We start from the raw sequence: 1,079 nt of genomic DNA, 5'->3' as shown, positions 1-1,079 counted from the left end.
GTTATTTTATTGAGTGCGAGAAGAAACTAAAAAGCCAATCTGTTGATTATGAATTATTTTCTTATGAGTGTTTAAAAAAACCTGCTGGTGTTGGAAAAATCTTAGGATTGATGATGAGACGTTTGTTGGATGCAAATGACCTCGAAGAAGAGCTTGATCATTACAAATCAGTTACAAAAGAAGCTAAGCGCGTTTTAGCAAGATCTGTCGTAAAAGCTGCTTAGTTTAAAGTATGATCTCATCTTCCCTGCTTGCAAAGTGGGGAGGATATTAATTCAAAGGAGATTATCGATAATGCTTCGCTTCTTCCAGAAAAAATACAATAAAATCAATGCAAAAGGTACTTCCCGACGGGTTAGGTCTGTTGCGGGGCAGGCTAGCGCAAACTATCGCTAGCGACAGAATTTTTAAATTGACTGTACATTGTACACTTAACTCATTGATAAATAACAATTTCAATATGTACACTGTACAGTATGTGAAACGTTTTCTTAGCAAAAAGTAATTTTTATTACTTGACAATTCTACAGTAATAGGTATCTTCGAATCAGGTGCCTCAAAAACACCTTAAACACATAGCGGATTGGTTACCGAAATAATCAGTCTTCTGTACATTTAAGGCTTTGACTCATTATATGCTACATGCGTATAATAGATTTGTCGGGTGTGGTTATGCTATACAATACCCTTATGGGAAAGGCATAACGACGGGCTATGTGCCGTGTTTTTGAGCGCCCGGCATTCTTTATTGAGTGTCAATCAAAAACCTTTAAGCACATAGGAGTTCACATGAACACTCTCATAGAAATTAAAGAACAAACTATTGGTCAAGAAACTGTCCAAACTGTTAACGCACGTGAGTTATATACGTTTTTAGAAGTCAACTCTAAGTTTGCAGATTGGATTGTACGCCGTATTAAAGAATATGGATTTTTGGAAAATCAAGATTATGGTTTTATGTTTCTCAAAAATGAGAAACGTAAAAATGTTATAAGTAAAGAATATCATATTACTCTAGACATGGCAAAAGAGCTTTCAATGGTTGAACGTAACGAGAAAGGACGTCAAGCACGCCGTTA

Annotated in this window: 1 protein-coding gene and 1 pseudogene; both read left to right on the top strand. The window is 35.8% G+C overall.

Annotation, left to right across the window (positions count from 1 at the left end; translation table 11 throughout):
* A pseudogene (locus MCO_RS09425) lies at nucleotides 1–224 on the top strand (phage antirepressor Ant); the annotation flags it as partial.
* A 565-nt stretch (nucleotides 225–789) separates the two neighbouring features.
* The coding region (locus tag MCO_RS09420) for an antA/AntB antirepressor family protein (protein WP_007554196.1) at nucleotides 790–1,079 on the top strand (290 nt) is incomplete at its 3' end.

Source organism: Bartonella sp. DB5-6 (assembly GCF_000278115.1).
GTDB classification, from domain to species: domain Bacteria; phylum Pseudomonadota; class Alphaproteobacteria; order Rhizobiales; family Rhizobiaceae; genus Bartonella; species Bartonella refiksaydamii.
Note: the sequence above shows the minus strand (reverse complement) of the source record. Positions and strands in the feature narration are given on the sequence as shown.